Raw genomic sequence first — 8374 nt, 5'->3', positions numbered from 1 at the left:
GGCCAGCGACTCGCGGATCGCGGCCCGGTGCGCGTCGAGCACCGCCCACTCGTCGTGCTGCGGCGGGAAGTCCTGCCCCCGTACGAGGATCGCCGGCCGCCCTTCGAGGAGGACGATCGCCTCCACCCCGAAGAACTCGTCCTCGCCGATCTCGTCCTCGCGGTGCGCGGCCAGCTTCTCCAGGCCGCTCACCCCGGCCTCCAGGACCCGGGCCCGTTCCTCCCGCGCGAACCGCGAGATCTCCGCCGCGGGCGCCACGCCCCCGGGCAGTTCCGGAACGGACTCGGCGATCTCGGCCTCCAGTGCGCCGCGCACCCGGGCGGCCACCTCCCGCAGATCACCGAAGATCCGCTCGGCCTCGGTCGCGACCGGCGACCCGCCTGCTGCTCCGTTCGGCATGGTCCTCACCCACCTCGGGTCCGTGTGCGTGCCTCAGCCGGGGGCCGGCAGCCCCCGCTGGGCGGTCATGATCTCCTCGTACACCCCCGGCCGGTGCTCCCGGAGATGGTCGAGCACGGCGCTCATCTGCGTGCCGACGTTCACGAACCGGGTCCGGCCGCCCTGGAACTCGACCTCGTCGATCTTCTTGGTGCCCCGGTGCAGCCCCACCACCGTCCAGTCGTCGAGACAGACCGGAGAACCGGAGGACCCGCCGCGCGTGTCGGTGAAGTAGAGCAGGTCCCGCTCGTCCGCCCGGTAGACGAGGTTGTTGCGCAGCGCCACCCGCTTCGGCAGCCCGCCCGGGTGCTGGATGATGTTGACCGGTACGCGCTGCCGCTGCCGCACGAGCAGCGGCCGGGTGGCGATCCGCAGCATCGGCCGCTCCGGCTGTCCCTCCGCGAGGCGAACGACGGCGTAGTCGAGGCCGGCGTCCCAGGCGGCGAGTTCTCCGGCCGTCACCTCCGGCGGATTCACCATGTTCTCGACGAAGTCGAAGCGGGAGCGGGACATGACGGCCTGCAGTCTGAGGTCCTCCTCGGTCACATGCGGACGGACCCCGGACTCCCACGAACGGGCCATCACCACGTGGTGGTTGGTCATCAGCAGGCCCGGCGCCACGATCCACCCCGTGCCGCCGTGCGGATAGCTCGGCAGCAGCGGGGCGCCCCCTTCGTACGGAGGGATCTTCAGCAGCGCGACGGAGGCACCGGCCCGGATGCCGTGCTGGAGGAAGGCGTAGGGGACGGTGTCGTCCTGGAAGATGATCTCCTCCTTGATCTCCGCGGGCATCATCTCCGCCGGCAGTTCCGCCTCCCCCGCCGTCATCCGGGCCACGGCGTCCAGCGCGCCTTCGAGGACGGCGCGCGGCCCCGGCTCCCGGGCCTTCTCGCTCGCGTTGTGCAGCCACACCTCCAGCGGCACCAGGCCCGTCATCAGCCGCTCGATCCGGTTCATCGCGGCGAGGTCGGCGTCCGTCTGCTCCCGGGGGTCGCTGAACGGTTCCAGCGTGGCCGTGAAGCTGACCGGCATGCCCTTGAGCAGGACGGCCCGCATCAGGTGCCCGGCGAGGCCCGACTCCATGACGGCGTTGCGGACGCGGACGAGCTCCTCGGCCGGCAGGTACGGCTCGCTGCGCACCGCCGCCTCGGCGGCGTGCGGCGGCGGCTGCGTCCACCGGCCGGTCCCGGCCCGCCGCCCCGCGCCGGGGGACCCGGCACGGCCGCCCGCGCCCGCCGCCATCGCCGCGGCGATCCCGCGCAGCAGGTCCCCGCTGTCGTCGCGCAGCGCCAGCGCCCGGCGCGCCACCGTGTCGAGGGTGCCCCGGTGCCGGGCCTGCCGCAGACACCGCCCGATCTCCTCCTCCGCCATCCGCGCGGCCGCCCCGGGGGCCGCCGGCGGCGTGCGGGACCCGGGTCCGCCGCCGTACGGCACGCCTTCACCCGGCCCGTACGGCACGCCGTCCAGAGTCCCGTCCCCCGTGTCCGGCCCGGGGACGTACGGCACCTCCTCCCCGGCCGCCGGCGGCTCCCCGCCCCCGTACACCGGAGGCGCGGGACCGTCCGGCTCCGGGGCCGCCGCGGACCGGAGGATGCGGGCCAGCGGAGCCCGCAGCGCCGGTTCGTCGTCCATCGTGGCGTCGATCCAGCGGGCCAGCTCGGTCACCACCGCGTCCTGGTCCGCGGGCAGTCCCACGAGCCGCAGGGTGTGTTCGAGGAGCCGGGGGTCGGCCGGGCAGGCCGAGGCCGCCGCCGTCCGGGCCAGCGACGGCTGCCGGGCCAGCTCCTCGTCCGGCATGGCCCGCAGGCTCCTCGCCAGCTGCTCCCGCGCCGCCGGGGCGCCCGTCCCGGCCAGGTCGGCCAGCCGCGACCGGGCGACGAGGACGCCCAGCGACTCGGAGCGCAGCCCGAGGCCGTCCGCGACCTCCTCGGCCTCCCGCAGGGCACGGTCCGCGCCGGCCAGGTCGCCGGCGTCCTGCGCCAGCCGCGCCGACAGCTGGAGCAGTTCGAGCCGGGTCTCCGCGCAGCCGGCCTCCGCCGCCCCGTCCACGGCCCGCTCGGCCGACTCCCGTGCCCGGTCCGGCCGCCCGGAGCGGGCGAGGGTCTCGGCCAGCAGCGAGTGCAGCCTGCTGCACGGTGTCCACGGCCGGCGCTCCGCCAGCCGTTCCGCCGCCGCCTCCACGTACCCCTGCGTGAGCAGGTCCTCCACCTCGCGGGCGGCGATCCGCTCCCAGTCCTCCTGCGCCGCCTCGGCCATGATGCGGTCGGGGACGTGCCCGCCGATCCTCGCGAGCAGGAAGGCGGCCGACCGGGGCGGCATCTCCGTATGGGTCGAGCCGCCGAGGTACCCGGCGACGCCCGGCTCCCAGCGGGCCTCGACCGTACGGGGGTTCTCGCCGAGCCGCAGCCGGTGGTAGATCTCCTCTGCCCGGGCCCGCGGCCCCTCCCGCGCCGCGTAGTACGCCACGGCCCGCCGGTCCACCGCCCGCATCAGATCGGTGCGGGCGCTGTCGGAGAGCCGCAGCATGATGGCCCGCAGATCCGTCCGGTGCCGGACCGCCCCGGGACCCGCCGGTTCCATGAGGTCCACCCGGGAGGTGAGCAGCCCGAACAGCCGGCGCGCCTCGCCGGCCGACTCGACGCGCGTGCCCGCCGGTTCGGCGAGCACCTCCCGGATCAGGTCGGGGGTGAGGGAGCGGAGCGCCAGGCCCGCCTGGACGAGCGCCCGGACGTCGTCCTCCGCGATGTGGTGGAGGATGCGGTCGTAGAGGGTGCCCTGGATGAGCATCTGGTCGACCTGCCGGTCGAAGTAGCGGCGCCGCGAGGGCAGGGTGCGCAGCACCTCGCCGAGGGCGCCGGAGTCGCCGCCGAGCGCGACGGCGGTACGGGCGGCGAGGCGCAGGCTCAGCGGATGGCCGCCGACCCGGTCCACCAGGTGGGCGGCGACCGTCTCGTCCCGCACCCCGGAGGAGACGAGCAGCGCGACGGCCGACTCGCGGTCCAGCTCCGTCAGTTCGTGGGAGCGGGGGGTGAGGATCCGCGCCGGATGGTCGATGAGCGCCCGCCCGGAGACGATGAACCGCAGCCGGGCGTAGGAGGCGCGCAGCGCGGACCACACGGCCCACATGCGGGTCACGACGGGGGAGCCCCGGTACTGCGCCTCCTCGAAGGAGTCGACGACGATCACGAACGGCGGCGGCTGCCGGTCGCGCGCCGGGCTCCCGGGGCCGCCGGCCGCGGTGCCGGACCCGGTGGCGGTGCCGACCAGGGTGGCGAGCCTGCGGGCCAGGTCCTGCTCGCGGGCGCTGGCACGGGCGTGCAGGTCCGCCGAGTAGTCGCGGCCGTACGTCGCCCGTGTGGTGGAGAGCCGGCGGAGCGCGTCGGCCTCCTCGCGCTCGTCGCGCTGCGAGGCGGCGGTGCGTTCGCAGGCGTCCGCGAGCGCGTCGAAGGCGGGGCGGTGGTCCGGGTACTGGACGCCGAGTTGCCGGGCGGTCTCCGCGAGGAGGGTGGCCGGCTCGTGCAGGGAGAGCGTCGGCCGCGCGAAGTCGATGTACGCGAAGGGGAAGGACGCCGCCCCCGCCTCGTCCAGGGCGTCGAGCAGGAACTTCGCGAGCAGGGTGCTCTTGCCGACGCCGCCCACGCCGTGGAGGAGGACCGGTGGTTCCGCGGGCTCCTCCGGCAGGTCGATGTAGGCGCGCAGGGCGTCGAGTTCGGCCGCACGGCCGTGGAAGGAGCCCGGCACCAGGCGGCGCAGCGGCTGGAACAGCCGGGCCCGCTCCAGGCGTCGCTGGACCGCGTCCACCGGCGGCAGCCCGGGCACGCCGGGGATCCGCCGCAGCCAGAGGACCGCCTGCAGGACGTCGGACAGCTCCTCCACGTCCTCCCCGTCCCCGTCGCGCGGCGGGGGCAGCCCGACACCGGTGAGCAGGGCGAGAGCGAACCGCTCCGGGCCCGGGTGCGGCCCCGGACATCCGTCGGTCCCCGGGGCCGGCGCCGTGCCGGCCGGACGGGGTCCGAGACCGGCCAGGAGGGCGCGCAGCGCGGCCTCGGGGCCCGCCAGTCCGGCGAGGGCCGCGTCCCGGACGTCCGGTTTCAGCGTCCACACGGCGGCCCCGGCGGAGGGCAGGGCGACGCAGTCGTCGACGAGTTCCAGGACGGCCTGCCCGGTCGCCCGCTCCTCCCCGGGCCGGCGCAGCAGTTCCGGGTCGAACTCCTGGAGCAGACAGGCCGACTCGCGGTAGGCCCGGCGCGGTTCCGACACGGGGGGAGCGGGCGCCGCGAGCCCCGTGCGCAGGGCGTCCCGGAGCGGCTGCCCGGACGCCGCCGGCGCGAGCCCCGTACCGGGCCGGCCGTCCCCGGCCCGGGTGTCGCCGCCGTCCGGGGGGTCGCCGGGGCTGCCGGGTCCGGGCGGAGCCGCCCGGAACACCCGGTGGAGCCGTACGACGTCCTCCACGGCCGTGCAGACCCGGCGCGACCAGCTGTCCTGCGGATCCCGGGCCTCGGCCGCGCGCAGCACCTCGCTGACGGCCGTGTCGGTGAGTTCCCGCACGGCGTCACCGTCGGCCGGCGCGCACTCCTCGGCGAAGAACTCGTCGAAGAAGGAGCGGAGATCGCCCTCGTCCAGCTGCCGGGTCGTGTCCCGGTACTCGATTTTCCGTACTTCGTACGGGAGTTGACGCCGTTCGGTGGCGTATCCGAGCAGTACGAGCCGGGGCGCGGTCCCGCTCCGTACCGGGGCGTGCTCGTAGACGGCACGGGCGAGGATCCCGATGCAGTCCCAGGTGTCGGAGCCCGGGTCGAGCCGGTCGCAGTCGTCGAGGACGAGCCAGAAGCGCTCCCCGGACGCGGCCGCCCGGGCCACGACGCGGTGCACGGCGTCCTCGTACGCAGGCAGTGGATCGTTCAACCGTGTGGGGTTCAACGGAATGTCGTCGTGGCCGGGTCCGGCGACGAAGGCGGCGAGCCGTTCGACCAGACGGTTCGCCGTGGTGGTGCGGGACAGGGTCACCCGGACCGGCCGGAACCCGCAGTGCTGGCCGAGGTGGCGGATGAACTCGTAGGTGTACGAGCGTCCGCTGTCCGGCGGCCCGTCGACCACCAGGACCGGCCGCTCGGCGTCGGCCGTGAAGGACCGGAGCTTCTCGCGCAGCTCCGCCCGGTCCAGGAAGGCCTCGGTGCCGTGCTTGAGGAGCGTGCTGAGGAACGGGTCCCGCGGGGAGCGCAGGAGCCGTTCGTCGTCCCGCAGCCGGGTGAGGAGGGTCCGCGCCTCCGTGCCCGGCGCGTGCGCGTACGGGTCGTCGATGGCGGCGAGCGCGTCGAGCGAGGTGAGGACCGCGAGCAGGCGCCGCTGGTGGGCGAGGTCCCGGCGGGCGGCCTCCACCACGAGGAGGGCGTTGCGCGCGGCGTCCGGCGTGAGCGGCAGGTCCTCGACGAAGTCGGCGGGCAGCCCCGCGTCCAGGAGGCGTTCGCGCGGCTCGGGGGTGTCGAGGAGGTGGTCCCGCACCCAGCCGGTGACGAGCCCCCACTCCGTCTCGGTGAGCGGCATACGGCACCTGCCCGGGGCTCCTCGCGCGGCACCGGCCGGGCCGGCGCCGGACCGCGGATCCAGGCGAACTGGCTGACGCGTTCCATCGTTTCACCGGCGGCGGACGGCCGCAATCGGTGCCGGCCCGGGCCGTGTGCCGAGGCCGGTCAGGGGTGCAGCACCATGTCCTCGTACGACTCCAGGCGCCGCCAGCGCTCCTCCGGGGAGCGGAAGGCCGGCATCACGTCCACGTCCGGCAGCGGGCCGAACTCCAGCTCGGTGATCTCCGCGACGTCCGAGACCGGCACCTGGTAGGTGCGGAAGGGCCCCAGGGGCGGCGGCGCCCCGGGCGTCGCACCGGCGAAGGCCCGCTCCGCGTCCCGGCTGAGGTCGGGACTCTGGTCCAGGAGGTACGCGGCGGCCGCCAGCGCCCCGTCCTGCATGAAGGCGGCCACCTTCCAGAAGCGCAGCGGCACCTGGATGCCCCGGTAGGGCGGGTCGGAGTCCTGGAGCACCGGCCCGGTGAGCACGACGAGCTTGCGGTCGAACTCGGCCGCGTGGTCGAGCAGGTGGTTCTCCAGACCCTGCCACAGTCGCTTGCCCTGGTTGAAGACGTCCGACTGCGGGGCCGCGTTGGTGAAGTGGAAGGTGTCGGCGTCGGCGCGGTGCGCGACGGCCGCGGCGCCCCAGACGGGGTCGAGCCGGCGGACGAGGTGGCCCCGGTCGAGGCTGTTGTCCCGGTAGATGTCGTCCCCCGCCTGCTGCTCCTCGGGCAGCCGGGGGTCGTAGCGCCAGTCGTCGTCGCGGGGCACGTTCGTCAGCAGCTCCCGTCCCTCGACGCACACCGCCGTGGCGGCGGCGAGCCGCCGGTCGGGGCGGAAGGCCACGGTGAAGTGGGTGTAGGGCAGGATCACCGTCCGCACGGCCGGGCGCACCGGGAGGGGGAGCGGGACGGCGGGGCCGAGGAAGGCCTCGTCGTAGCCGGTGCGGTCGGCGAGCGCGGCACGCCGGGGGTCACCCGGGGGCGGCGTGGACGGTCCCGGAGAGGACGGCGGGTCCGAAAGGTTCATACGATGTACGTACCGCATGGAGAGGGGCGTGCTCGGCGCCGGACCGCAGGCCACTCGATCAGACGCCCCGGTGTCCCTCCCCTCCCCCCTCAGGAGGCCCCACCATGCCCCTCGGAATCTCCCTGCACATCGGACTCAACCAGGTCGACCCCGACCGCTACGACGGGTGGGACGGCACCCTCCTCGCCTGCGAGAACGACGCCCGCGACATGGCCGCCCTCGCCCGCTCACGCGGGTTCGAACCCACCCTCCTGCTCACCCCGGACGGCACCGCCGACCGCGTCACGGCCGCCCTCGACACCGCCGCGGCCCGGCTCGGCCCCGGCGACATCCTGCTGTTCACCTACTCGGGCCACGGCGGCCGGCTCCCCGACGCCCCCGGCGGCGAGTGGGGCACGAACGGCGCCGCCGGCACGGACGACATCGAACCCGACACGTACGACGAGACCCTCGTCCTGCGCGACCGCCAGTTCCTCGACGACGAGATCCGGCAGGCCTTCCGCGGCTTCGCCGACGACGTGCGGATCGTCGCCGTCTTCGACTGCTGCCACAGCGGCAGCGCCATCGAGGTCCCCGCCGGAGGCCCGGAGCGGCCGGCCGCCCGACACCTCCCCGAACCCGTACGGCAGCGCCTCGCCGCGCGCGACCACGGCTTCTACCAGGAACTCCGCCGCGCCCTCGCCGCACGCCGCCCCGCCCCGGACGACCCCACCGGCGGCGAGGGTCCCGGCGCGCTCCTCCTGGCGGCCTGCCAGGACGACCAGGTCGCGCTCGACGGCGCCGTCAACGGCGCCTTCACCGCGGCCCTCCTCCGCGTCTGGGACGACGGCGCCTTCGACGGCGGCTACCGCGCCTTCCACCGCGCGGTCCGCGCCGCCATGCCCCCGACGCAGGTCCCGAACCTCCACCTCACCGGCTCGCCGCCCGAGACCTTCCTGGACCAGCGGCCCTTCACGGTCTGAGCACCGCCGCCGGCCACGGGCGGGGCGTGCGGCCCGAGGGCCGGGGGCGGCCACGCGCCCGAGCGGCTCCTCACGGCCGGAGCGCCGTCGCCAGCTGCGCGCGCGAGCGGACGTCGAGCTTCTGGTAGATCCGCGTCAGCCGGGCCTCGACCGTCTTCACGCTCAGATACAGCTTGGCCGCGGCCTCCTGGTTGCTCGCCCCCGCGCTCACCAGCCGGGCGAGCCGCAGCTCCGCCTCCGTGAGCGCGGACAGCGCCGGCGTCGCCTCCTCGCCCCCGCCGACCGGGCCGGGGCCCTCGCCCGCCGGCGTCTCGCTCACCAGCGCCAGCCACGGCACGGCCCCCGCCCGCTCGAACACCGTGGCCGCGGCCTGCAGCGCGC

4 protein-coding genes and 1 pseudogene are annotated in these 8374 nt (G+C 75.8%); 1 reads left to right on the top strand and 4 read right to left on the bottom strand.

All coding sequences use genetic code 11. The features are described from left to right. From RIF68_RS18275 to RIF68_RS18265, 3 genes and pseudogenes are all read right to left on the bottom strand, one after another. Positions 1-399 (bottom strand): annotated as a pseudogene (locus RIF68_RS18275) (serine protease); the annotation flags it as partial. A 33-nt stretch (positions 400-432) separates the two neighbouring features. After that, entirely contained in the window at positions 433-5982 is a 5550-nt protein-coding gene (locus tag RIF68_RS18270) for a trypsin-like peptidase domain-containing protein (RefSeq protein WP_309052338.1), read from the bottom strand. A gap of 146 nt (positions 5983-6128) precedes the next feature. Continuing rightward, the gene (locus RIF68_RS18265; RefSeq protein WP_309052337.1) at positions 6129-7031 is read right to left on the bottom strand and encodes a DNA/RNA non-specific endonuclease; all 903 of its coding nucleotides are present in this window, start codon (positions 7029-7031) and stop codon (positions 6129-6131) included. Positions 7032-7135: 104 nt separating this feature from the next. Here RIF68_RS18265 and RIF68_RS18260 point away from each other — a divergent pair, with 104 nt between their 5' ends. Then, positions 7136-7993: a caspase family protein gene (locus RIF68_RS18260; protein WP_309052336.1), complete on the top strand. Its 858-nt coding sequence runs from the start codon at positions 7136-7138 to the stop codon at positions 7991-7993. A 70-nt stretch (positions 7994-8063) separates the two neighbouring features. Here RIF68_RS18260 and RIF68_RS18255 read toward each other — a convergent pair. After that, on the bottom strand, positions 8064-8374 hold a 311-nt coding region (locus tag RIF68_RS18255), incomplete at its 5' end, for a LuxR C-terminal-related transcriptional regulator (RefSeq protein ID WP_309052335.1).

The sequence above is a fragment of the Streptomyces sp. genome (assembly GCF_031178505.1).
Taxonomy (GTDB): Bacteria; Actinomycetota; Actinomycetes; order Streptomycetales; family Streptomycetaceae; genus Streptomyces; species Streptomyces gulbargensis.
The sequence above is the reverse complement of the archived record's forward strand: the minus strand, read 5'-3'. Positions and strand labels throughout refer to the sequence as shown.